Annotated in this window: 19 protein-coding genes; 18 read left to right on the top strand and 1 reads right to left on the bottom strand. The window is 59.4% G+C overall.

What is annotated here, in order from left to right:
• Positions 1–42 precede the first annotated feature (42 nt).
• From argS to HMPREF2605_RS06275, 9 genes are all read left to right on the top strand, one after another.
• Complete coding sequence (gene argS / locus HMPREF2605_RS06235) at positions 43–1,707, top strand: arginine--tRNA ligase (RefSeq protein ID WP_070847413.1); 1,665 nt, start codon at positions 43–45, stop codon at positions 1,705–1,707.
• Positions 1,708–1,789: 82 nt separating this feature from the next.
• Entirely contained in the window at positions 1,790–3,310 is a 1,521-nt protein-coding gene (locus HMPREF2605_RS06240) for a diaminopimelate decarboxylase family protein (RefSeq protein ID WP_070847414.1), read from the top strand.
• Between the two features lie 303 nt (positions 3,311–3,613).
• Positions 3,614–4,903, top strand: coding sequence for a homoserine dehydrogenase (locus HMPREF2605_RS06245; protein ID WP_070847416.1), 1,290 nt, complete (start codon positions 3,614–3,616; stop codon positions 4,901–4,903).
• Between the two features lie 157 nt (positions 4,904–5,060).
• Entirely contained in the window at positions 5,061–6,161 is a 1,101-nt protein-coding gene (gene thrC, locus HMPREF2605_RS06250; RefSeq protein WP_049337338.1) for a threonine synthase, read from the top strand.
• A 123-nt stretch (positions 6,162–6,284) separates the two neighbouring features.
• Entirely contained in the window at positions 6,285–7,253 is a 969-nt protein-coding gene (thrB, locus tag HMPREF2605_RS06255) for a homoserine kinase (protein ID WP_049354857.1), read from the top strand.
• Between the two features lie 511 nt (positions 7,254–7,764).
• Positions 7,765–9,918, top strand: a complete 2,154-nt coding sequence (rho, locus tag HMPREF2605_RS06260) for a transcription termination factor Rho (RefSeq protein ID WP_070847417.1) — start codon at positions 7,765–7,767, stop codon at positions 9,916–9,918.
• 143 nt (positions 9,919–10,061) lie between these two features.
• Positions 10,062–11,144, top strand: a complete 1,083-nt coding sequence (gene prfA / locus HMPREF2605_RS06265) for a peptide chain release factor 1 (protein ID WP_005507792.1) — start codon at positions 10,062–10,064, stop codon at positions 11,142–11,144.
• A 152-nt stretch (positions 11,145–11,296) separates the two neighbouring features.
• Positions 11,297–12,205, top strand: coding sequence for a peptide chain release factor N(5)-glutamine methyltransferase (prmC, locus tag HMPREF2605_RS06270; protein ID WP_070847419.1), 909 nt, complete (start codon positions 11,297–11,299; stop codon positions 12,203–12,205).
• 169 nt (positions 12,206–12,374) lie between these two features.
• A complete protein-coding gene (locus HMPREF2605_RS06275; protein ID WP_070847421.1) occupies positions 12,375–13,583 on the top strand; it encodes an L-threonylcarbamoyladenylate synthase in 1,209 nt (402 codons plus the stop codon).
• A gap of 154 nt (positions 13,584–13,737) precedes the next feature.
• On the opposite strand, the gene HMPREF2605_RS06280 is transcribed toward HMPREF2605_RS06275, so the two are convergent.
• The gene (locus HMPREF2605_RS06280; RefSeq protein ID WP_070847423.1) at positions 13,738–14,739 is read right to left on the bottom strand and encodes an NAD-dependent epimerase/dehydratase family protein; all 1,002 of its coding nucleotides are present in this window, start codon (positions 14,737–14,739) and stop codon (positions 13,738–13,740) included.
• A gap of 429 nt (positions 14,740–15,168) precedes the next feature.
• Here HMPREF2605_RS06280 and HMPREF2605_RS06285 point away from each other — a divergent pair, with 429 nt between their 5' ends.
• The 9 genes from HMPREF2605_RS06285 to HMPREF2605_RS06325 all read left to right on the top strand — a co-directional run bounded on the left by HMPREF2605_RS06285 (position 15,169) and on the right by HMPREF2605_RS06325 (position 24,179).
• The gene (locus tag HMPREF2605_RS06285) at positions 15,169–17,148 is read left to right on the top strand and encodes a glycosyltransferase family 2 protein (protein WP_070847424.1); all 1,980 of its coding nucleotides are present in this window, start codon (positions 15,169–15,171) and stop codon (positions 17,146–17,148) included.
• The gene (locus tag HMPREF2605_RS06290) at positions 17,148–19,106 is read left to right on the top strand and encodes a polysaccharide biosynthesis protein (RefSeq protein ID WP_070847427.1); all 1,959 of its coding nucleotides are present in this window, start codon (positions 17,148–17,150) and stop codon (positions 19,104–19,106) included. The genes HMPREF2605_RS06285 and HMPREF2605_RS06290 overlap by 1 nt, the downstream gene beginning before the upstream one ends.
• A 256-nt stretch (positions 19,107–19,362) precedes the next feature.
• A complete protein-coding gene (locus HMPREF2605_RS06295) occupies positions 19,363–20,652 on the top strand; it encodes an MraY family glycosyltransferase (RefSeq protein ID WP_049358658.1) in 1,290 nt (429 codons plus the stop codon).
• The gene (locus HMPREF2605_RS06300) at positions 20,652–21,218 is read left to right on the top strand and encodes a hypothetical protein (RefSeq protein ID WP_052265079.1); all 567 of its coding nucleotides are present in this window, start codon (positions 20,652–20,654) and stop codon (positions 21,216–21,218) included. The genes HMPREF2605_RS06295 and HMPREF2605_RS06300 overlap by 1 nt, the downstream gene beginning before the upstream one ends.
• Positions 21,219–21,246: 28 nt before the next feature.
• Positions 21,247–21,507: a hypothetical protein gene (locus HMPREF2605_RS06305; RefSeq protein WP_049347487.1), complete on the top strand. Its 261-nt coding sequence runs from the start codon at positions 21,247–21,249 to the stop codon at positions 21,505–21,507.
• A gap of 112 nt (positions 21,508–21,619) precedes the next feature.
• On the top strand, positions 21,620–22,411 hold the full coding sequence (gene atpB, locus HMPREF2605_RS06310) for a F0F1 ATP synthase subunit A (RefSeq protein WP_049347485.1): 792 nt from the start codon (positions 21,620–21,622) through the stop codon (positions 22,409–22,411).
• Positions 22,412–22,554: 143 nt separating this feature from the next.
• A complete protein-coding gene (gene atpE / locus HMPREF2605_RS06315; RefSeq protein ID WP_005506461.1) occupies positions 22,555–22,758 on the top strand; it encodes an ATP synthase F0 subunit C in 204 nt (67 codons plus the stop codon).
• Positions 22,759–22,809: 51 nt separating this feature from the next.
• Positions 22,810–23,367 carry a F0F1 ATP synthase subunit B gene (locus tag HMPREF2605_RS06320; protein ID WP_049326923.1) on the top strand — a complete coding sequence of 186 codons (558 nt, stop codon included), beginning with the start codon at positions 22,810–22,812 and terminating at the stop codon, positions 23,365–23,367.
• Positions 23,367–24,179, top strand: coding sequence for a F0F1 ATP synthase subunit delta (locus tag HMPREF2605_RS06325; protein ID WP_049347483.1), 813 nt, complete (start codon positions 23,367–23,369; stop codon positions 24,177–24,179). The genes HMPREF2605_RS06320 and HMPREF2605_RS06325 overlap by 1 nt, the downstream gene beginning before the upstream one ends.
• Positions 24,180–24,241: the final 62 nt, after the last annotated feature.

Below are 24,241 nucleotides of genomic sequence, written 5' to 3' on the forward strand. Positions count from 1 at the left end.
ATACGGTCAGGCACCCGCCAATGCTTGCTAGAATAGTTTGTTATGACTCCTGAAGAACTCTCTGAAGCCATTGCGCTTGCCCTTGAAGAAACCATTTCCTCCGGCCAGCTGACCCTCGTGGAGGGCGCTGAACTGCCTGCCGTCCGAGTGGAGCGCCCCAAGTCCCGTGAACACGGCGACTGGGCAACCAACGTCGCTCTGCAGCTCGCCAAGAAGGTGGGCAAGAACCCTCGCGAGGCAGCAGCTCTTCTGGCAGAGAAGATTGGCGCTATCCCCGGTGTTGCATCCGTAGACATCGCTGGCCCCGGCTTCCTGAACATCACCCTGGACGCCGCAGCTGCTGGTGAGCTTGCCGCCACCATCGTTGAGGCTGGCGAAGCATACGGCCGCAGCGACAAGTTCGCCGGTAAGACCATTAACCTTGAGTTCGTCTCCGCGAACCCCACCGGCCCCATCCACCTGGGTGGTACCCGCTGGGCTGCCGTCGGTGATGCGCTCGCCCGCGTCCTTGAGGCTGAGGGCGCTAACGTCGTGCGTGAATACTACTTCAACGACCACGGCACCCAGATTGACCGTTTCGTGCGCTCCCTGATTGCCGCTGCCCGCGGTGAGGAGACCCCCGAGGACGGCTACGCTGGCGCGTACATTGTTGATATTAAGGACCAGATCCTGGCTCAGCGCCCCGACGCGCTTGAGGCTGAGAACCCCGAAGAGATTTTCCGCGAAATCGGTACTCACCTGATGTTTGATCAGATCAAGGAGTCCCTGGCGGCATTCGGTACTCACTTTGACGTGTTCTTCCACGAGAACTCCGTGTTCGAAGGCGGCAAGGTGGACGCCCTGCTCGAGACCATGCGTGAGAACGGTCAGCTCTTTGAGGCTGACGGCGCATGGTGGATGCGCACCACCGACTACGGCGACGACAAGGACCGCGTGGTCATTAAGTCTGACGGCAACCACGCCTACGTGGCGGGCGATATCGCCTACTACCAGGACAAGATGACCCGTGCAGTAAACCCCGCCGACGTGGCGATTTACATGCTCGGCGCTGACCACAACGGCTACGTGGGCCGTCTGAAGGCTATCGCCCAGATTCTTGGCTACCGCGCCGACCAGATTGAGGTCATGATCGGTCAGCTGGTGAACCTGGTCAAGGACGGCAAGCCCGTCCGCATGTCCAAGCGTGCCGGTACCGTGGTCACTCTCGAGGACCTGGTCGAGGCTGTGGGCGTTGACGCGGCTCGCTACGAGCTGACCCGCTACTCGGTGGACACCCCCATCGACATTGACCTGGGCCTGCTGACTTCCAAGAGTAACGAGAACCCGGTCTACTACGTGCAGTACGCTCACGCACGTACCGACGCTGTGGCACGTAACGCTGCGGAGGCTGGCGTGAAGGTTGAGGAGGGCGTGGACACCTCCCTGCTCGACTCGGCTGCTGACGGCGAGCTGCTGGCTGTACTCGGCCAGTTCCCCGCTGCTGTGCGTGATGCCGCGAAGTTCTACGAGCCGCACCGCGTGAACCGCTACCTGGAGCAGCTCGCTTCGGCGTACCACAGCTGGTACGGTGTCTCCCGCGTCACCCCCAAGGCGGATGAAGAGGTCACCGACCTGCACCGTACCCGCCTGCTGCTGAACAACGCGGCACAGCAGGTGCTGGCTAACGGCCTGAACCTGCTGGGTGTGAGCGCACCCGAGCGCATGTAATACTCTCGTTTCAACCCCCGACCCGGTGCTACCGGGGCGGGGGTTGAGCGTATGCCGGCAAGATAGCTAAGAAAGAGATACGATGAGCGAAGCCCGCGCCCTCTACGCCCCCGAATGGCTCACCTACCCCGAGCGCCCCGAGGCCCTGTCCCGCACGATCTGGACGGATTCCTTTACCCGCAATAATCAGGGCGAGCTCTGCATTGATGGCGTGACCGTCAGCGACCTGGTTGCTGAGCACGAAACCCCGCAGTACGTCTTCTCCGAGACGACCTTCCGCGCCCGCGCCCGCGCCTACCGCACCGCTTTTGAGCAGGCTTTCGCCGCGCACGGTGCGAAGGTGAGCGTCTACTACGCCGGTAAGTCGTTCCTGTCCACTGCCGTGGCGCGCTGGGCGACCGAGGAAGGCCTGTGCCTGGATACCGCCTCCGGTGGTGAGTTGGCGTTGGCTCTGCGCGCACAGGTGCCCGGTGCGAACATCGCCCTGCACGGTAATAACAAGTCGGAGGCTGAGCTTGCCCGCGCGATCCGTAACGGCCTGGGCCGTGTGGTGGCTGACTCGGTGGATGAGCTCAAGCTCATTGAGTGCGTGTACGCCGAGCTTGCCGCCGAGCGTGTGGCTGAGGGCGAGGAGCCGTACGCCCCGGTTCCGGTGCTGATTCGCATCACCCCCGGCGTGCATGCCTCGACCCACGAATCCATTGCGACCGCGCACGAGGATCAGAAGTTCGGCATGTCCCTGCAGCCCGGCACCGCCGCGCTTGCTGGTCTGGATGAAGAGGAGCTGGAGCACTGGGGTGTTGAGTCTACCGATTCTTACGCGGCTCTGGCTGCCGCGATTCTGAACGCGACCGATTCCCTGGATTTCCGCGGTATTCACTGCCATATTGGTTCGCAGATTTTTGAAGCGGAGGGCTTCGAGCAAGCGGCTACTACCGCTCTGGAGTTCATGAACCGCCTCAACCGTGACCTGGGTGTGACGCTGCCGGAGCTGGATTTGGGTGGTGGCTACGGCATTGGCTACACCGAGGCGGATCACCCCCGCTCCATTACCGAGGTGACCGAGTCGATTGCCGCTTCCGTCGCGGCGACCTGTGAGCGCCTGTGCATGGCGATTCCGCATATGTCGTTTGAGCCGGGCCGTTCCATTTCTGGTCCTTCGGGTGCGACCCTGTACACGGTGGGCACCATTAAGAACGTGAGCATTGAGGATGAGAACGGCGAGATTCGTGTGCGCCGCTACGTTTCGGTGGACGGCGGTATGAGTGATAACGCCCGCCCGGTGCTGTACGAATCGGATTATTCGGTGACCCTGGCGAATCGTGCTCCGGCGGGGGAGCAGGTGCTCTCTCGCGTGGTGGGTAAGCACTGTGAGTCTGGCGATGTGGTGGTTCGTTACTGCTACCTGCCGGCTGACCTGCAGGCTGGCGATATTCTGGCGGTTCCGGCGACCGGCGCGTACTGCTATGTGCTGGGTTCGAACTATAACTTCTTGACTCGCCCGCCGGTGATTGCGACCGCTGAGGGTAAGCCTTCGCGCGTGATGATTCGTCGTCAGCGTGAGGAGGATATGTTGGCGCTGGATATGGGTTCGGATATCTAAGAACCCTGTTTGACATCATGAAAAGCCGTGAAGTTCCCGTTTCTGGCAATGGACGCCGTGAGGTGGCGGTTGCGGGCGGGGGCTTCACGGTTTTGCGCGTTTACAGCATGGCAGAAGATAAGGTTCACCTCATAACTGTGAGGGATACCTCATCTCAGAGAGTAAAAGTCGCACCTTGAGGCTGCTGAGCCGTCCCCGCCTCTTGATAAAGTGGTTGTTGAGTGCGTGCTCTGCGCCGCATCCACGCCGTAGCCCGAAGAGATACCGGGGCGAACCCGGAACAGACCGTAGAAAGAGACTATCGTGGCTGAAAAGATCAAAGTAGCACTGCTTGGTGCCGGTAATGTCGGTTCCCAGGCTGCTCGCATCCTGGTCGAGGATAACGCCGTCCTTGAAAAGCGCATTGGCGCCCCCGTGGAGTTGATCGGTATTGCTGTGCGCGATACTAATGCATCCCGCCACTGGAATGCGGACCCCTCGCTGTACACCACTGACGCTGAATCCCTGATTGATGCGGCGGATGTGGTCATCGAGCTGACCGGCGGTATTGAGCCGGCTCGCACTCGCATTCTGCGTGCTCTGAAGGCGGGCAAGTCCGTGGTTTCCGGTAACAAGGCGCTGCTGGCTAAGCACGGTGTGGAGCTGCAGGCTGCCGCTGATGAGTCCGGTGCTCAGCTCTCCTACGAGGCTGCTGTTGCGGGTGCTATCCCGATTCTGCGCCCCCTGCGTGACTCCCTGGCTGGTGACCGTGTGACCCGCGTTCTGGGCATCATGAACGGCACCACCAACTACATTCTTGATCAGATGGACACCACCGGCGCATCCTTCGCGGACGCACTGGCTGAGGCTCAGAAGCTCGGCTACGCGGAGGCTGACCCGACCGCTGACGTTGAGGGCCACGATGCCGCGTCGAAGGCTGCGATTGTTGCTTCGCTGGCGTTCCACTCTGACTTCACCATCGATGATGTGCACACCGAGGGCATTACCTCCATCACCGCTGATGATGTTGCTGCCGCGGATGCTGATGGCTACGTCATCAAGCTGCTGGCTATTTGCGAGCGCGAGGGTGAGAGCGGCGCGAACATTCGCGTGAACCCGACCCTGATTCCTCGTCAGCACCCGCTGGCGGGCGTGCACGGTGCGTTCAACGCTGTGTTCGTTGAAGCGGAGAACGCTGGCGAGCTGATGTTCTACGGTCCCGGCGCTGGTGGCGCTCCGACTGCTTCGGCTGTTCTGGGTGACTTCGTGTCCCTGGCTCGTCGTCTGGTGCTGGGCGGTCCCGGTGTTCCGGAGACTTCCCACGCGCAGCTGCACGCAACCGGTCTGGATAACGTGGTGTCTCGCTACTCGGTGGGTGTTTTGGTGGAGGATCGCCTGGGCGTTCTGGCGAACATTACCCGCATCCTGACTGAGCACGGTATTTCTGTTGATTCTCTGCGCCAGTCCGCCCCGAAGGAGGGTGCGGCTCAGATTCGTATGGTCACCCACTCTGCGAAGGACGCTGATTTACGCCGTGCGATTGCTGTGATTGACGCTCTGGACACTGTGCGTGAGGTGAACTCGGTCATCCGCGTGGAGTCCGAGAAGCACTAAGGCCCAAAAGCGTTATCTATGTGCGGCACGCGCCGCTCACTAAACGTGCGATGTTCGCTTGCGGGTGCATCGCTCACTAACTAACCCGCGTACCCGCTACCGCGCCGGACCCATGGGAGGTTCGGCGGGCGGGGCGCCAAGATTGAAGGAGAAGCCAATGGCACACGTGTGGCAGGGCGTTATCAATGAGTACCGTGACCGTCTGCCCTTCGCAGACGATGTGAAGGCTGTGACCCTGGGCGAGGGCGGCACCCCGCTGATTCACGCGCCGGCACTGTCTGCTGAGACCGGTAACACCGTTTACCTGAAGTTTGAGGGTATGAACCCGACCGGTTCGTTCAAGGACCGCGGTATGACCAGCGCGATGACCGCCGCTAAGCGTGACGGCGCGAAGGCTGTTGTGTGTGCTTCGACCGGTAACACTTCCGCTTCGGCTGCTGCGTACGCTCTGCAGGCTGGTATGCGCTGTGCAGTGCTGGTTCCGGACGGCAAGATTTCTATGGGTAAGCTGTCTCAGGCTATCGCTCACGGTGCTGACATCATTCAGATTGACGGCAACTTCGATAACTGCCTGGAGATTGCTCGCAAGCTCAGCGAGAACTACCCGGTGTTCCTGGTGAACTCGGTCAACCCTTACCGTATTGAGGGTCAGAAGACCGGTTCGTTTGAGGTTGTTGACACCCTGGGTGACGCTCCCGATTACCACCTGCTGCCGGTTGGCAACGCGGGTAACATTACCGCGTACTGGAAGGGCTACAAGGAGTACTCGGAGCCTTACACCAACCGTGACGGTGAGGTTCTGGAACCGGTTGCGACCAAGCGCCCGATCATGTGGGGCTTCCAGGCTGCTGGTGCTGCACCGATCGTTGCTGGTCACCCGATTGAGGCTCCTGAGACCATTGCGACCGCGATCCGTATCGGTAACCCCGCGTCGTGGGAGAAGGCTGAAGCTGCTCGTGACGAGTCTGGCGGCGTGATTGAGGCTGTCACCGATGAGGAGATTCTGGAGGCGCACCGCTGGCTGTCTGCCCGCGAGGGTGTCTTCGTGGAGCCGGCTTCGGCTGCTGGCGTTGCGGGTCTGCTGAAGAAGCACCGCGCCGGTGAAGCTCCCGAGGGTAAGACCATCGTCATCACCGTGACCGGTCACGGTCTGAAGGACCCGCAGTGGGCTCTTGAGGCTGTTAACGGTGTGAAGGTTGAGCCGACTAAGGCTCCCTTCGACGTGGTTGCTGTGGCAGATATTCTTGATTTGAACTAGTCTGTTCATACTACGATGTGCACTCCGTCCCGTGTTTGCGGGGCGGGGTGCACCTGCATGACAGCCCCTTTTTGTATCTTTCACCTATTCACTCATTACGTCACCGATCGCGAGGTTCTTCTCATGTCTTCCCTGCATATTTCTGATATTCCGGTGGGCGCGTCCGTTAAGGTTCGCGTTCCCGCTACGAGCGCTAACCTGGGCCCCGGCTATGACAGTATGGGTTTGGGGCTTGGCTTTTATGATGAACTGGTTGTTGAGCGTATTGAATCCGGCCTGGAGTTTGAGCTCAGCGGTGAGGGTAGCGCGGATGTTCCTCGCGATGAGAGCCACCTGGTTTTGCAGGCGATGAAGGCTGGTTTCGCGGCGGCTGGTTTGGATGAGCTGCCTCCGGTGAAGCTGATTGCTGATAATAAGATTCCGCATTCTCGCGGTATGGGTTCTTCGGCGTCGGCTATTGTGGCGGGTGTGGCTGCTGCGAGCGGTCTGCTGCCGGAAGAGTACCGTCTGAGCCGTGAGCAGATGCTGCAGGTCGCCTCCGATATGGAGGGCCACCCGGATAACGTGGCTCCGGCGATTTACGGTAACCTGTCGGTGTCCTGGGGCGAGCTGGGTCATTGGAAGTCTCTGATTATTCCGGTGCACCCTGACGTTCACCCGGTGGTGGCTGTACCCGATTATGAGGTGTCGACGAAGCTTGCTCGTTCGCTGATTCCCGCACAGATGCCCCACGTTGAGGCGGCGGCGAACTCGGCTCGTGCGGCGCTGCTGGTGCGTACTCTCTCTGATGCTCCCGAGCACCTGATGGATGCGACCGTGGATTACCTGCATCAGGGTTACCGCGTGACCGCGATGGAGCCGTCGGCTGCGCTGGTTGCGTACCTGCGCGGTCAGGGTTTTGCGGCGGTGATTTCTGGCGCTGGCCCGACTGTTTTGACCTTTGCGCACGGCGATGAGCAGGTGCAGCAGGTGCAGGAGGCTATTGCCGAGTTCGCGGCGACTCACCCCTGTAGCGCTATTGTGGATCGTCGCCTGAACTGGCGGGTTCTTCCTCTTGAAATTGATACTGAAGGTGTTATAGTTACTCAGTAGGACGTTATTAGTTCGTCCTATGTTGAGGTTCGCCCGTCGTTCAATGTAGACCGTCGATACTATCCTTCGTAACGTACTTCCGTTTTCCCTGATGCCTCAGATACTTTTGTATCTGGGTGGGAGCCGGCAAGGTTCGGGGGAGTGCCTTTGGGATTCATGTCTTTCTTTATTTCTGACGCATAGGGGAAGACTTTTCTGAGGGTTCGGTTTCGCGGCGGGTGCCCTTTCAAAGTGACCAATCCGTCCTCTTCATCTCGTGTAGATGGTTCTATAGATGATGGTTTGGGCTTGCCCACGTTTGTGATAGAGCGCCTTATCTTCCGTGTGTGCTCGCTGTGTCTGAATCAGCGGGTACGGTAAGAGACGCGAACCGCCTCCAGTGCGGTTCGAGGGAGTCGAAGGTGCAGACTGCTGTTTTCTTTCGGCAGTGTCTAAGCCTTTGACCGCGCTATAGCGCCCGCCCGATCTTTATTCTGAAGATTTTCAGGGCTTATAACCAAAGGAATTGTAGTTGGCAAAGAATATTGTTGTCACCGATGAGTACGGTACGGCGGCTGCCGCACCGGAACTTGCGAACTTGAAGGTCGCGCAGCTGCGTGTCCTCGCCCAGCAGCTTGGTATCCGCGGCTATCTGAAGTTGAAGAAGGCTGAGCTGGTTCAGGCTCTTGAGGAGCATCAGCGTGGCGGCGCCGTAGCCGCTTCTGCTGCGCCCAAGTCTGAGACTCCCGCTGAGTCTGCCCAGACCCCCGCTACTGAGAAGGCTGAGGAGTCTAAGCCTCGCCGTACCCGTCGTACTCGCACCCAGAAGGATGCTGAGGCGAAGGCGGAGAAGGCTGAGAAGACCGAAAACGCTGAGTCTGCTGAGGCTCCCGCCGAGGGCGCTGAGAAGGCTGAAAAGTCTGAGAAGCGTACCCGCTCTTCCCGTTACGAGACTCCCGCTCAGAAGCGTGCGCGCGCTCGCCGTGCCGCTGAGGGTGAGGACGCATCGGCTGAGCAGTCCGAGAAGACTGAGAATAACGAGAAGCCGGAGAAGCGTACCCGCCGCACCCGCACCCGTAAGGACGAGAAGCCCGCTGAGCTTCCTCCGCTGGATGTGCGCGCTGAGCTGGCTGCTGAGCGTATTGGCGAGCGTGCGGAGCAGGTTGACCTGCCCGGTAACTCTGCTGAGCTGAAGGCTACTACCGCTGACGGCACCGCGAGCCTGGACAGCCTGAACGCTGCCCTGGACATGACTTTTGGCACCCCCGACGGTGAGAAGAGCTCGAAGCGTACCCGCACCCGTGAGCGTCGCCGCGACCAGGATGGCGAGCGCACCGAGCGTCGCACTAAGCGTGAGCGTAACGCAGAGCGTGCAGAGCGCAACACTGAGCGTAGCGAACGTGCCGAGCGTAAGGCTGCTGAGCGTGCAGAACGCGCAGAGCGTGCCGAGCGTACTGAGCGCCGTTCTAAGCGTGACCGTCAGGCTGAGCGTGCTGAGAAGCAGGCTCGCCGCCGCGAGGAGAACGAGCCTCGCCTGAGCGAAGACGATGTGCTGGCACCGATTTCGGGTGTTCTGGACATTCTCGACAACTACGCTTTCGTGCGTACCACCGGCTACCTGCCCGGCACCAACGACGTGTACGTCTCCCTGGCTCAGGTGAAGAAGTACAACCTGCGTAAGGGTGACCACGTGCTCGGCGCGATTCGTGTGCCGCGTGAGGGTGAGTCGAACAGCCGCCAGCGTTTCAACGCCCTGGTCCAGGTTGAGGCGATTAACGGTCAGAGTGTTGAGGAAGCAGCGAACCGCCGCGTGTTCTCGAAGCTGACTCCGCTGTACCCCAAGGAGCGTCTGCGCCTGGAGACCACCCCGAAGAAGCTGGGCACCCGCGTGGTGGACCTGGTGTCCCCGATCGGTAAGGGTCAGCGTGGTCTGATTGTGTCCCCGCCGAAGGCGGGTAAGACCCTCATGCTGCAGTCCATTGCGAACGCGATTACTGTGAACAACCCGGACGTGTACCTGATGATGGTCCTGGTGGATGAGCGTCCTGAAGAAGTGACCGATATGCAGCGCACCGTCAAGGGTGAGGTTATTGCCTCGACCTTCGACCGTCCCGCTGAGGATCACACCACTGTGGCTGAGTTGGCTATTGAGCGTGCGAAGCGTATGGTGGAGCTCGGCTACGATGTGGTCGTGCTGCTGGACTCCATGACCCGCCTGGGCCGCGCATACAACCTGGCGGCTCCCGCATCCGGTCGTATCCTGTCCGGTGGTGTGGATTCTGCTGCACTGTACCCGCCGAAGAAGTTCTTCGGTGCTGCCCGCAACATTGAAGAGGGCGGCTCGCTGACCATTCTGGCTACCGCGCTGGTTGAGACCGGTTCGAAGATGGATGAAGTGATCTTCGAAGAGTTCAAGGGCACCGGTAACATGGAGCTGCGCCTGTCCCGTCAGCTGGCGGATAAGCGTATCTTCCCGGCGGTTGATATTAATGCTTCTGGTACTCGCCGCGAGGAGAACCTGCTCTCCCCGGATGAGATCAAGATTATGTGGGGTCTGCGCCGTGCCCTGGCGGGTATGGAACCCGAGCAGGCTCTGGGTGTTCTGACCAACCAGCTGCGTAAGACTGAAAGCAACGTGGAGTTCCTTCTGACGGTTCAGAAGAACGGTCTGCGTCTGGTCGACTAAGGCTCGTATCTCACGCGCCCCACCTCCTCATTGTGGGTGGGGCGCGTGAGCCGTTCGTTTTGTGCATCCCCGTTGTGAGGGGTGTGAGATGTCTAGTGCCTGCCCGTGCGGCGTAAAGTGCGGGAGATGGAAGAGAGAACAGAATGTTTGAATCTATTCAGGTTCTGCTGGATGAGCACGCTGACCTGCAGAATCAGCTGGCTGACCCCGCCGTGCAGGCGAATCAGGGTAAGGCACGCCGTGTGGGCCGCCGTTACGCGGAACTGACCGGTATTGTGACTGCGTACAACAAGTACACTTCGCTGAAGGATGACCTTGAGGCTGCTCGCGAGATGGCTGATGAGGATCCGGATTTTGCGGCGGAGATTCCCGGCCTGGAGGAGGAGCTGGAGGTTGCTCAGGAGAAGCTGCGCCGCCTGCTGATTCCGCGTGACCCGGACGATGGCCGTAACGTCATTCTTGAGGTGAAGGCTGGTGCCGGTGGTGACGAGGCGGCTCTGTTCGCTGGTGACCTGCTGCGCATGTACATGCGTTATGCCGAGCACAAGGGCTGGAAGACTGAGATTATTTCTTCGACCAGCACCGATGTTGGCGGTTACAAGGACGCCCAGATTGCTATTAAGGGTTCCTCGAACGAGCCTGCTGAGGGCGTGTGGGCGCACCTGAAGTACGAGGGTGGCGTGCACCGCGTGCAGCGTGTTCCGGCGACTGAGTCTCAGGGCCGTATTCACACCTCCGCCGCCGGCGTGCTGGTGTTCCCCGAGGTGGACGAGCCCGAGGAAATCGAGATTAACCAGAACGACCTGAAGATTGACGTGTACCGTTCTTCGGGCCCCGGTGGCCAGTCGGTGAACACCACTGACTCGGCGGTGCGTATTACCCACCTGCCCACCGGTATTGTCGTGGCGATGCAGAATGAGAAGTCTCAGCTGCAGAACCGTGAAGCTGCAATGCGCGTGCTGCGTGCGCGACTGCTGGCTCACCAGCAGGAGCAGATTGACGCTGAGAACGCGGCGCACCGTGCTTCGCAGGTGCGTACCATGGACCGTTCGGAGCGTATCCGTACCTACAATTTCCCAGAGAACCGCATTGCGGATCACCGTACCGGCTACAAGGCGTACAACCTGGATGCTGTACTGAATGGTGACCTGGAGCCTGTGGTTCAGTCCGCTATTGAGATGGATGAGGCGCACCGCCTCGCTCAGGTGGGCCAGGAACAGAAGTAGTTCTGTGCAGACGTAGGTTCTGTATATAGACTCTTGTCGATTCACTGAATCGACGTGAGATGTTGGTGAGGGGCTCGCCGCTACGGCGGTGGAGCCCCTTAGCCATATGCTGTGACAGGTTTTGAGCTGTTGAGAGAGCGTAAGGAGAGCTCATGAAGGTGAATGTGCACGACCCGCGCGGGGAAGAACTCGCGCAGGTACTCACGCGCGCCACCGCGGCACTGGCGCAGGTGCCCAGCCCCCGCGTGGACGCCGAGCTCCTCGCCGCGCACCTGCTCTACGACGGTTCGCGCTCGCGCCTACAGCACGCCGCGCTCATGGGGGAGCGGCTCACCCCCGCACAGGTCGCAGAGTACGAGGCGCTGGTCGCCCGCCGCGCCTACCGCGAACCGCTGCAGCACATCACCGGCTCCGCTCCCTTCTACCGCCTAGAACTGGCAGTCGGACCGGGCGTGTTCGTACCCCGCCCCGAGACCGAGCTACTCGTCGAAGAAGCCCTCAAAGTGCTAAGCGCACGCACAGATTCGGCAACCGGTGCGCTGCGCATCGTCGACCTGTGCACCGGCTCCGGCGCTATCGCCGCGGCAATCAAGAGCGAACTGCCGAACGCCCAGGTGTTCGCGGTGGAACTCTCCGAAGACGCCATCCCCTACACCCGTAAAAACCTGGAGCCGCTCGGCGTGCACCTGGTACAGGGGGACGCTCTCACCGCCCTGCCCGAACTTGCCGGAACCTTCGACGCAGTACTCTCGAACCCTCCGTACATTCCGCCGGCGAATGTACCCGCCGACCCGGAAGCCGCCCTGCACGACCCGGACATGGCTCTGTACGGCGGGGGAGAGGACGGCATGCAGATGCCCTCCGCAATCGCCGCCCGCGCCTTCGAACTTCTTACCCCCGGCGGTCTGTTCATCATGGAGCACGACGACACCCAGGAAGACGCCGTCGCCGAGCTGTTGGCGCGCGTCGGCTTTGAGAGCTGCTACCCGGTGCGTGACCTGAATAATCGTCCGCGCCATAGCGTCGGTTATAAACCGCGCCCACTAGAGCCTTTAGACTAGTAAATGTACCACCTAGCCCGTGCCGGGCTGCATGAAGGCAACGCGTCCGCCTCAATAACCAGCTCAGAGCCGGTGAAATATGGCGAACCCTCGGAAGAGCGCTTCCACATGGCGCGTTGTGGGTGCCGGTGTCTCGCCGCATCCAGAAAAACATGAGAGAATAAGACCCGTGACTGCAAAGCTGTACCCCGTAACGACTGAAACTGAGACCCGCGAGGCCATCGAGGCTGCCCGCGAGGCGCTGAAGGCGCACGACACGATTGTGATGCCCACCGATACCGTCTACGGTATTGCCGCCGATGCTTTCTCGCATCAGGGCGTTGCCAAGCTGCTGGCAGATAAGGGCCGCGACCGCACCATGCCGCCGCCCGTGCTGATCTTTGATCTTGCTGCGCTCGCTGGCGTGGTCGACGACGTTCCGAACGATATTTACGATCTGGGTGGTCGCTTCTGGCCCGGCGCGCTGACTATCATTCTTCACGCGTACCCGTCGCTGAGCTGGGATTTAGGCGAGACTCGCGGCACCGTTGCCGTGCGTGTTCCCGATGACGAGTTCGCCCTGAAGCTGCTGACTGAGCACGGTCCGCTGGCGGTTTCTAGCGCGAACAAGACCGGTCAGGAAGCCGCACTGGACGCACAGACCGCCATGGATTCCCTGGGCGAGGATGTTGCCGTGGTTATTGACGGTGGCGTTCGTCCTAAGCCGCTTGAGTCTGAGCCGAATGAGGACGGCGTGGTTGTGGTGACTGAGCGTGACCCGGCACCGTCGACGATTCTGGATTGCACCTCCTTCCCCTACGTGGTGGTTCGTGAGGGCGCAATTTCGGTGGAGGAGCTGCGCGAGGTCGTTCCGACTATCCTGACTCGTGCGGAGGCTGACGAGCAGGCAGCTCGTAAGGTTGAGGAGGCTGAGGCTGCTTCTTCCGCGCCGTCTGAGTCGACTCCTTCTGAGCGTGCTCTGGATGAGCAGGCTGACCTGGATGAGGCGTACGAGCAGTGGGACAGCACCCACACTGTGAGCGGTGAGCCTGCTCGTCGCGCTTCGGCACCGGTTGCCGGTTCTGTCGCGGCGTCCCTGCTGGGCGCTACTTCGGCTCTGTCTTCTGCTTTCAGCACTGGCGTGGATCAGGAGCGTTCGCGCGGCTACCGTGACAACACTCCGAAGCCGGTTCGTGCGGATGAGCCGCAGACCAACCCGGTTCCTGCTGATACTGCTCGCGCGCTGGTCTTTGGCGAGTCGAAGATTGAGACTGCCGCTAAGAGCAAGCCTGCTCAGAGCGAGGCAAAGACTGCAGAAGCTAAGGCTGAAGATGCTGAACCCGCAGCAAATACTGAGGCAAAGGCCGAGCAGAAGGACGCCCCGGAGGATCACCTCTAAACCTCTGCGGGCTGTAAGAACTCTCTGCTGAGTGTAAAAACTCAGAGCATAAAACGTATAAGGGAACCCCCGATATATCGTTCAGATATATCGGGGGTTCCCTTCTGCTATGAGTCCTCTAGGTTGTGCGCTGCTAGGGGAGCACGCGCGCTACCTAGTTCTTCTCGAAGCGGCGGTCCTTCTTCTTACCCAACGCGGTGTGGGCGTTGCGCAGTACTTCACGCACGCGCGGGGTGGGCAGAAGGTTGTTTTCGCGTGCCCAGGAGTCGTCGATGCCCTGGCCGAACCACATGACCTCGACCTTACGCACGGAGCCTGCGAACTTGTCGTTCATCAGCTCGGAGACGGTGTAGCCCGCCTTGACGGCTGCGCGGCAGAGCCACTCGGGTAGGCGGTGCGGGTGGCGGCGACCAGCATCCACGGATGCGGAGGCGACGGTTGCGCCTTCCCAAGGCTGCAGCACGATGGTGGGTAGCTCGCCGGGGAAGGTGCCGAGCATGACCACGAATTCTGCGAGGGCGTGCACGCTGGAGACCGGGGACTTGCCGGTGCCTGCACCCGCAACAGACGCGAAGGGGGAGGAGGCCATCTTGGCGAAGAGTTCGGTGGTGCGTCGGCCTTGGCCCTGCACGCTGGTTGCGCGAAGGATGCACAGTTCGGGTGCGCAGTCGGGGTGCTCTTCGAGGAAGTAGTCCTGCAGGTCGAGCAGCGCTTCTTCGCCGAGTGCCTTGGAGAAGGAGTAGGCGCTGAACGGGTTGGTCTCTTCGGAATCATCCAGTACGAGGCGCGGGCCCTGTACCGCTGCGGAGGAGAGGTGGATGACGCGGCGCACGCCGGTGCGCTGCGCGGCGATGGCGATTACGGCGGGAAGCAGGGCGTTTGCGCCGACGAGCGGGGGCAGATCTTGCATATTGGGTGCTGCGAGGCCCGCCGCGTTGACGACGACCTGCGCGCCGGCGAAGGCTTCTGCGAGGGAGTCGATGATGCCTTCAAGCTGGTCTGCTTCGTCGATGATGCTGTCTACGTCGAGAGCGCGGGTTGCGAGTCGAGGTGCCTCAATGGGGTCGACGCTGATACCTTCTGCGTTCAGACGCGCGACGATGGAGGAACCAACGAAGCCGCTGGCGCCAATGACTTTCCACTTGGATTCGGACATCTCTTTTACCTCTCACGAGCCCGCGTACGTTGCGGGGAAAAATGGGGTCATTTCAACTTTCCCATATTTGAACAGTTTATGGGGAATTTGTGGGTTTTTATTCGGTCTCTGGTCGTTTTTTCGCACGGGGTGCACAGCGCAAACACAGGCTGTGAAGCTGGTAGCTTGATGGATACCCAAAACTGGGTGTGCCGGTACGTCCGCTATGCGGATAAATCAACTGAATTCGGTTGTTTATTTGTCATAAAGTGCGCCTTTTGGGGTGATGGTTCACTCTCTAGTGGAGACCGCAGGTAGAATATTTTCTTTGAGTGATATATCCACACGGTTGAATGCCGCGGGCGCGAGAAACACCAGAAGCGCCTAGCACGGGATGGCTATATCGCGTACCGGCTGATTCAGGCGCATCGCGCCGTGGAGGGAGAACTTATGGCAGAAAAGTACAGCGACGTGACCGCTTTTGCCCAGCCTTCTTCCCAACAGCCTTCTTCCGAACAGTCTTCTTCTCCTGATTCTTTGAACGAGTATCCCCGCACGGTCGCCGTGGTGGTGACCTATAACCGTGAGGACCTGCTGCCGAAGACCCTCGCTGGTATCGCTTCTGGTGAGCGTGTGCCTGCGGCGGTGGTGATTGTTGATAACGCCTCCACGGACGGTACTGCCGAGTATCTGCGCACCCTGGACTATGAGCTGCCGGTGGATTGCATCCGCCTGGAGAAGAACATGGGTGGTGCTGGCGGCTTTGCGGTGGGCATTGACCGTGCCCTGGAACGCCACAACCCGGACCTGGTGTGGGTTATGGATGATGACACCGAGCCAACCGAGAACACCCTGTCGGAGGCGGTTGCCGCCTGGCTGAACTATTCGCCGGTGCCTTCGCAGCGCCCCGCGGTGGTGGCGTCCCGTGTGGTGTGGACGAACGGTGAGGACCACCCGATGAACACCCCGCGCACCATGTTTGCGGCGGGGGGGCAGCGTCATGCTCGTGCGCAGGCTGTGGGTGCCCGCCCGATTCGTAGCGCCTCGTTCGTGTCGATTCTGATGGATGCGCAGGCGATTCGCCGCAACGGTGGCCTGCCGATTGCTGAGTTCTTCATCTGGAATGACGACTTCGAGTTTTCGACCCGTCTGATTCATCACCGCGACGGCATTGCGGTGCCGTCCTCTGTGGCTAAGCACCACACGAAGACTTTTGGTACGACGAACGCTGACCCGGGCCCGCGTTTCTATAACGATGTGCGTAATAAGCTGTGGGTCTTCACCCGTTCGCGTACCCTGAACCCGCTGGAGAAGCTGCTCTACGGTGGCTCCTCGGCGCGCCTGTGGATTTCTACTGTTCTGCGTACTGATGATCGCCGCACCTACCTGGGGTATTTCCTCGATGGTGTGCGTGACGGTTTGCGGGCACCCACCCCGAACCGCCAGGTGCTTGAGGGTATTTACCCGCTGACTTTCCCCGGCCGCTATGGCGTGCCGGCTACTGCTAACGCCGTTGAGTCTGAGAAGGCGCGCGGTTGCGTGAGCTCCGTACCCGATTTTTCGGTGCTGATGAGCGTGTACGCGAAGGAGAACCCCTCCTATCTGGATCAGGCGTTGGAGTCGAATCTGCTGAACCAGACGGTGCGTCCTTCCGAGCTGGTTTTGGTGAAGGATGGTCCGCTGACCCCCGAGCTGGATGCCGTGGTGGACCGCTGGGTTCAACGCGCCGAGAATCTGGATTGCCCGCCGATTCAGGTGGTGGATCTGGCTCAGAATGTTGGTTTGGCGGAGGCGCTGAACGCCGGTCTGCAGGCGTGTTTGTATGAGCTGGTTGCTCGTGCTGATTCTGATGATCTGTCTGAGCCGACTCGTTTTGCGCGTCTGATTCCTGCCCTGGTGCAGGGCGGCTACACGGTGCTGGGCTCTGCCATGCTTGAGGTGAATGAGAGCAATACTTCGGTGGAGTCGACCCGCGAGGCGATTGTTGATTCTGCGCGTCTGCTCAGCGCGATGGATTCGCGTAACCCGATTTATCACCCGTCCGTGGCGTTCGTGAAGAGTGCCGTGCAGCAGCTGGGCGGTTACGAGTTCGTGCCCGGCGCTGAGGATTGGTGGCTGTGGATGCGTCTGCGCGATGCCGGCTATCGTCTGGGTAATATCCCTGAGGCTCTGGTGCGTTACCGCGTGGGTGCGGGCGCGTACACGAAGCGCGGGGGAGTGGACGCCTGGTTGCAGGATGTGGCGATTCAGCGTCGACTGTACACCGGTCACGGTATTTCTAAGCTTCAGTGGGCTCAGAATATGGCGGTGCGTAGTGTGTACCGTTTTGTTCCTGAGCAGGCGCGCCGTTCGGCGTTTCGTGCGTTGTCGTCTTTGACGGCTCGTGCTTCTTCTCGTTCTTCTGGTACCGCATCTGAAGGAGGCATGTAGTGGCTCAGTTGAAACCTCACGCTCATGTGGTGATGCGGAAGGCGGCTCAGCGCGGCACGATGGTGACGGAGGGTGACTCTGGCACGATGCTGGTGAACCGCCTGTATGAGCGTAAGCCGTGGTGGCTGATTGCGCAGGCTCTGATCGATTCGAGCGCGTGGCTGCTGGCGGTTTTGTTCGCGTACATGCTCCGCTATAGTGTGCTGCTCAGTAACGGTTCGGTGTTCGATATTATTCACCCGGCGTCGTTGACGATGACCGCTACGTTGGCTGTGGTGTTGCACCTGGTCATTGGTCTGGCGGGTGTGAAGATTTATAACGGCGTGTATTCGTACGGTTCGTTTGACGAGTCCTGGCGTGCCGGCGCGGCTGCTTTGAGCGCGGGTGCGGCGTTGACTGCTTTCTCCTTTGTGGATGAGCTGTTGGGTCTGCCCCATATGCCGCATAGTGTGCCTGCGATTGCGGCGGCATTTAGCTTGATTATGATGGCGGGCGCTCGCATGGCGAAGCGTGTGTACACTGAGCGCGGTGCTGTGCGTGAGCTGACCGGTGAACCGGTGATTGTGTACGGTGCCGGCTTTATTGGCGGCATGGTCATGGATTCGATGCTGCACGATGAGGATGCGAAGCTTCGCCCGGTTGCGGTCTTCGACGATGATCAGCTGAAGGCTGGTACGAAGTTCCACGGCATTTCGGTGATTACGACGTACCGCGAGCTGGAGCAGGTGATTCGTGAGTCGGGTACCCGTAAGATTCTGGTGACGATTTCGGATATGTCGGAGGATTACTTCGAGTCCTTCTGCAACCGCATGCGTAAGCTTAAGGTTGAGGTTCAGCGTATTAGTAGCGCGAATGCTCGACTGATGGGTGAGCGTCTGATTACCGCGAGCGATAACGACCTGATGCGCGTGATTCGTGGTGAGATTAACTACGATATTGACCGCGATATTCTGCGTTCGTACCTGCACGGTAAGCGCGTGCTGGTCACAGGTGCGGGCGGTTCGATTGGTTCTGAGCTGTGCCGTCAGATTAGCGAGTTTGAGCCTGAGACCCTCATGATGCTTGATCATGATGAGACTCTGCTGATGGAGACGAAGGTTTCGATTACTCACGAGTCGAGCCTGGACGATGACCGCATCATCCTGGCTGATATTCGTGAGGGTGATAACCTGCTGGAGATTTTCCGTGACCGTCGCCCCGAGGTAGTGTTCCACGCTGCAGCTTTGAAGCATGTGTCGGCGCTGGAGGCGTACCCGCAGGAGGCGTGGAAGACGAACTCTCTGGGTACTCTGAACGTGCTGCGTGCCGCGGAGGCGGTGGGCGTGAAGACCTTCGTGAACGTGTCGACCGATAAGGCTGCGGATCCGAAGACTGCGCTGGGTCAGTCCAAGCGTGTGGCGGAGCGTCTGACTGCGTACTTTGGTGAGAAGACCGGCAATACCTACGTGTCGGTTCGTTTTGGCAACGTGTTTGGTTCGCGCGGTTCGATTAAGCCGCTCTTTACGAAGCAGATCCTCTCGGGTGGTCCGATTACCCTGACGGATAAGCGCGCGACCCGTTACTTCATGCTGATTACCGATGCCTGCTTGCTGGTGATGCTTGCCGGTGCGATTGGTCGCCCGGGTGAGGTCATGGTGCTGGATATGGGTCAGCCGGTCAAGATCCTGGACGTTGCGAAGGCGATGCGCCAGGCGTATGAGCGGTATGACGTGGAGATCAAGGAGATTGGTCTTCGCAAGGGTGAGAAGCTGGATGAGGCTCTCTTCGGCGGTACCGAGAAGCTGGTACCTAGTGAGGAGAACCGGTATATTTCCCGGTCGAGTGCTCCGGCGCTTGACCCTGATGAGCTCGATTATGAGCTGTGGATTCAGAACTATCGGGAGCACAGTGGCTATGAGCGTCATGGCCTGGAGCGTGCCCCTGATCCGCGTACTTTGGCGGATGCGCAGACGTTCTAATCTTTAGGGAATGACATCGGATGCTGCACTTGCGTGGCGGGTGCGGTATCCGGTGTTTTCTCTTTCTCGGGTGTAGAACATTTCAGGACGCAGAATATGCAGAACGTATGGAGAGAATCTGTAATGTTTAGTCCCGGGCTACTGAAGAGTTCTATAGAATACGAAGTAAACACACACACACTACGCACACATCGTCCCTTAGCTGCAATTCTGGAGCTTGCGTCCAGGGGAGCGGCGCCAATGCCTTGGAGCTGGTATGACCTCCTTTTCTGAGCTGTTGAGCATTTTTGCTCTTGCTTTTGTTTTGGGTGCCCTTTTGCCGTTTGCGGTGCGCCCGATTTTGCACCGCTACAACATGGTGGATGTTCCTAATGAGCGTTCTTCGCATACTGCTCCGACCTACCGCGGTATGGGTTTGGCGACTGCGGCTGCGACCTTTGTGGCGTTTGTGGCGGCTACCCTGTTCGGCTGGACGTACCGTTCTGCTGAGTCTTTGCAGCTGGCGGTGACGATTGCCGCGGCGATTCTGTGTGCTCTTGCCCTGGGCTGGCTTGAGGATATTCGCGGCGTGAGCATTGTGCGTCGTGCGGGCCTGCAGCTGGTGATTGGCGTACTGGTGAGCGTGAGCTTTGCGACGGTGCAGGGCACGAACATTCTGCTGCTGATTCTGGGCGCGATTTTTGTTGCCGGCTACATTAACGTGGCGAATTTTATGGACGGCATTAACGGTATTTCTGGTGCTCACGGTCTGGTGGCTGGTTTGGCGTATGCGCTGACCGGTTGGATGGTGAACCTTCCGTGGCTGGCTTTGGCTGGTGTGGCTGTTGCCGGTGCTTTTGCGGCGTTCCTGCCGTGGAATGTGCGCCCTGGTAAGAACGTGTTTTTGGGCGATGCGGGTTCTTATGTTTTGGGCGCGGCGCTGGGCACGTTGGCTGTGGGCGCGTGGTTTGCGGATGTTCCGTTCCTGTTGGCTTTTGCTCCGCTGATGACGTATCTGGCGGACGCGGGTACGACTCTGTTCCGTCGTTTTATGGCGGGGGAGCAGTGGTACAAGCCGCACCGCACTCACACCTATCAGCGTCTGACGGATGTTGGTTTCAGCCACCTTGGTTCGACCGCCGTGGTGACCGGTACGACCATTCTGGTGTGGGTGCTGCTGGCGTTTGCCTCTGATTTGTTTGCTTCGGGCGCCGTGCTGGCGGCTGTTGGTGTGGTTCTTGTGGCTCTTGCCGTGCTGGTGGTGTACCTGCGTATGCCGCAGCTCTTTGGCGGTGAGGCACCTACTTCTGCGATTGACCTGTCGAAGCGCTTTGCGGCGGATTCGAAGGGTTCGGCGCCGAAGGCGAAGTCGGCAACTGCAGAGCCTGCTACCGGCTCTTTGACCTCGGCGACTGGCGTTCCGGCGACTCCTGAGAACGTAGAGCCGACCTCGCTGCATCCGGAGCCGATCATGCCGGATTCCGTGAAAGACCGTGCAGATAGCTCTTCTGCTGCTCGCTCCTCTGTTCAGCCTTCTTCTCATCGCAACCGTGGGGAGAAACACTAATGGCTTCTGAGCAGCCTAAATCTCAGGCTCCTGCAGAGCCTCTCTGGAGGCGCGTGGTGGACGTTCTGTGGTATCCGCCGGCGGAGCGCAAGAAGCAGCAGAAACACCGCCGAGAGCGTGCTCAAGCAGGTTTGAAGGCCTCTTCTTTCGAGAGTCAAGAGCTTTCCTGGAAATTTTTGTTCTACAGGGTATCGGCTTACTCTCTGCTGGCTTGGTTGGGCGGTATGATGAGTGCGTACCTGTTTGCGGGCCCCGTGGGCGCGCTAGGAATAACATTGGGCTTTCTGATAATCTATATATGCTTCACTCTGGGCGTATTGGTTATGTTGGTTGCTCCCATTTTCGACTGGGGTGTACCCAAATCGCTGGTGGTGAGCTACCTCGTGAAGATTGCTCTGCTCGGTCTGGTATTGATGTTTGTGCCGTTCCCCGAGAATCTGAGGCACGGTTGGACTCTCGCAGGCGCATGTACCGGCGTGATTCTGTGGATTGTTATTGAAACAGTTAGCATCGCACGACTGAGAATTTTGTACTTCGACACCGACTCGGAAGACCATGGTCGGTAACACGATCGGTGTTTGAAAGGAAAAACGTTTGGCCGAAGAGAAGAAGTGGTGGGACGGAGATAAAAAGCTCCGCACCACCGGAGAATTGGTATCTGACGGAGGTCTCTCCGGTGCAGTCATGTCGATTCTCTATCTGATCATCGGTGTAGCAGTGTGGGGAGGCATCGGTTACCTCGGTGACCTGGTCTTCTCCACCACCTGGCTGGTGTGGGTTGGCGTCTTGATTGGCGCTATTGGAGGTTTGACCCTCGTCTTTACCCACATGACCAGGCAGAATAAAGACCGTTAGGTCATTGAACGCGGACCGCCAGGTCACACATTCATCCATGTAGTTAGCATGTCAGTCGTTTATAGGCAGACATGGGCTCTTGATAGCCACTAGTAGCAAGAAAGGACTTGCTTTGATCGAGAACGGGTTGATCCTCGCGGAAGCCTATGTGCCGCCGACCCCCGAAGACATGCATCTGCCACCCTTCTTCACCATTGGTGATTTCGCTTTCGGTAAGCAGAACGTACTGATTCTGCTGTCCGTGGTGATTATCGCGGTCTTCTTCCTCACCGCAGCACGTAAGCGCGCCATGGTTCCCGGCAAGACTCAGTTCATCGCTGAGTCCGGCTACATGTTTGCTCGTAACTCCCTCGGTAAGGAAACCCTGGGCGTACAGCACTACAAGCCGTTCGTGCCGATTCTGTTCGCCTCCTTCTTCTTCGTTCTGGTGAACAACCTCTACGGTTCGATTCCGTTTGTTCAGTTGCCCACCTTCTCGCACCCCGGTAGCGCCTACGCGCTGGCTGGCGTAGCGTACCTGACCTGGGTTGGCGTTGGTATCAAGCGCAAGGGCCTGGGCGGCTTCTTCAAGGACATCACCATGCCCTCGGGTCTGCCGGTGTGGATTTACCCCATCCTGATCCCGATCGAGTTCTTCTCGAACCTGCTGATTCGTCCCGCAACTCACGCGCTACGTCTCTTCGCGACCATGTTCGGTGGTCACCTGGCGCTGATGGTTGCATCCAGCATGGTGACCTACATGGTTGAGACCCTGGGTGGTATCGGCTACCTGGCTGCTATTGCTCCCGGTGCTCTGGGCCTGTTCCTGTACTTCCTGGAATTCATGATTCAGTGCATCCAGGCTTATGTGTTCGCTCTGCTGCTGGCTGTGTACCTGCAGGGCTCGGTTTCCGAGGGACACTAAACTCTCTAGTTTTTTAGGTTTTCGCGTTCGTCATTGGGCGTGAATAAAGCAACCCACACGTTCACTGTGCGGGCTATTAACTCAAATCAAACTCTGTTCGGTCCGGGTATGTTCCCGGTCGAACACTGTTGAAAGGAAAAATAATGGTTGGTTCCATCACTGCGGTTGGCTACGGTCTGGCAGCTATTGGCGGCGGCATCGGCGTGGGTCTGATCTTCGCGGCATACATGACCAGCGTTGCTCGTCAGCCCGAGTCCCAGAAGACCCTGCAGCCCATGCTGTTCCTGGGCTTCGCACTGGTCGAGGCGCTGGCAATTCTGGGCCTGGTTCTCGTCTTCATCAAGTAACCGGCTCTGCCACATCCTAAACGACCCATCCCATAGAACAGGATTCCCTCCATGATTTATCTGGCAAGCGAAGGGGGAGCGGAGGCAACTTCGAACCCCCTGATTCCCGACGTCGGGGAAATTGTCATTACCCTCATCGGATTCCTGATCCTCTACTACATCGTTGCTAAGTACGTTGTCCCGGCGTTCGAGAAGATCTACCAGGACCGTAAGGAAGCAATCGAAGGTGGCCTTGCCAAGGCCGAGAAGGCACAGGCAGAGGCTGCAGCGGCTCGCGATGAGTACACCCAGCAGCTCGAAAGCGCTCGACTGGAGGCTCAGAAGATTCGTGAAGAGGCACGCGCAGAGGGCGAGGCAATCATTGCCGATGCTCGCGAGCGTGCAACCGCTGAGGCTCAGCGCATTAGCGATAATGCAGCAAAGGCTATCGAGGCAGAGCGTGCGGCAGCAGCAGTGTCCCTCCGTTCCGAGGTTGGCACTCTTGCTACGACCCTTGCCGGCAAGATTGTGGGCGAAGCCCTCAACGATGATGAGCGATCGGCCCGTGTGGTAGATCGTTTTCTTGCTGACCTTGAAACCGAGAAGCAGAACGCAGGTGCGGCTCGGTAATGGCAGGAGTATCTACTGAATCACTGAGCAAGGTGGAAGAGGTGCTGGAAGCTCACGCTTCCCTGCAGCCCCTGAACCTGGCGAGCGAGCTTTTCGCTGTGGTTGATGTTCTCGACCACAACGGCACCCTGCGCCGTGCTGTCACCGATTCTTCGCGTGATGCAGCAGCACGTCAGGGTATCGCTAACACCGTCTTCGGCGGCAAGATCTCTTCTCAGGCTATGGCTGTGCTCACCAGTGCGGTGGCTCAGCGCTGGTCCGATGATGCTGATCTGGCGAATGCCCTGGAGCGTGCAGCAGTGCTCGCCGTGACCGCATCGGCTCAGTCTCGCGGTGGCGTGGACGCCCTGGACGAGGTACTCAACGAACTACTCACCTTTGTGCGTACCGTTGATTCCAACGCTCAGGCGCAGGAAGCGCTGTCCGACCATCAGGCAAGCAAAGAAGCAAAGAAGAAGCTCGCCGTGGCGCTCGGTGGCCCCGCCACCACCGCCGAAGGTGTGCTTCTGCTCGAACGAGTTGGCTCCAACCCCCGCGGCCGTCACGCTGCACGGGTAGCCGATGAGTTCGCAGAAATCATCGTCACGCGACAGAACCGTTACATTGCGCGAGTAACTAGCGCGATTGCGCTGTCGCAGGCACAGCTTGAACGTCTCGGTCGCACGCTCAACGCCGTGTACGGCCGTGAGCTGAAGCTCGACGTTTCGGTGGACCCCGCCGTTCTGGGCGGTCTGCGTGTTCAGGTGGGCGACGAGGTGATCGACGGTACCGTCGAGACCCGCATGTCCGACCTGGCTCGTTCCATCGGCTAGCGGCTCAAGCTAGCGACGCTGAACCGTTCGTCGCAACGGTGATTTAGAAGATACCTCGGGTA

The organism is Rothia sp. HMSC065C03, assembly GCF_001837295.1.
Lineage (GTDB): Bacteria > Actinomycetota > Actinomycetes > Actinomycetales > Micrococcaceae > Rothia.